1 pseudogene is annotated in these 801 nt (G+C 56.1%); it reads left to right on the top strand.

Annotated elements, in window-relative coordinates:
* A pseudogene (locus VF709_RS24885) lies at nucleotides 1–304 on the top strand (hypothetical protein); the annotation flags it as partial.
* Between the last annotated feature and the right edge of the window lie 497 nt (nucleotides 305–801).

Below are 801 nucleotides of genomic sequence, written 5' to 3'. Positions count from 1 at the left end.
ACATCCGGACAAAACCCAGCTGGGAAGAACCCAAAAGGGCTTTGACTGGATGGGGCTCTGGTTTACCGACAAGGGCATCACTGCCTTTGCCCCCAGAGCCACCGAAAAACACCGTCTGAAATGTCGCCAGCTTTATGAGCACATCCGCCACCTGAGCCCTGAGGCACAGGCCGCGCGGATGGCGAACTATGTCAGACGGTGGGGAGCCTCCCTGCTCCCCTCTGACACGTTGACCTGTCAGGCAATGGAGAACTCCATGGTCCAGGTATCATGGACGTCTGTGTTGTCTGGTATACCATCATAATCCGGGGCGCTACCATCGGGTTTCATCGGTATTGCGCCGTTTAAGAATGACACGCCAAACGTGGCATAAGATGCTGATGTGCTGCCTGTTGCGTCCGCTTTCGGCGCAAACGTGTTTGTCCATGCTCCGTCTTCCGTATAGTGTTCATAGTTGGGGAATGATGTGCCGGCGTTTGTTGCCCAGTAGCCGAGACACGCGACTTGAGCACCGCAGTCGCCCCGGAGCGCACTGACCATTGGATAGCCGACCGTCGTCGGGAGAGGCGTATCCTGTGACGATAGGGTTACACCTGAACCGCCGGGTATGGTCATTGTGAAATTTTCTGATATATCTTCGCCCGCCGCCGTATAGAAGTGCGACGCTACGGGGAACGCTCCCATCTGCAACATTGCCGTTCCGACAGGGACGCCGAAACTCTGCTTGTTGTAGTAGCCGGGTTTCCACCCTGGGACCCCTGGCGATGTGTGTTTGAAAGTTTGCACAATCCCCGAGAAAGT

The sequence above is a fragment of the Enterobacter sp. Lyrl_3 genome, assembly GCF_051948675.1.
GTDB lineage: Bacteria > Pseudomonadota > Gammaproteobacteria > Enterobacterales > Enterobacteriaceae > Enterobacter > Enterobacter cloacae.
This window is presented reverse-complemented; position numbering and strand designations above follow the sequence as displayed.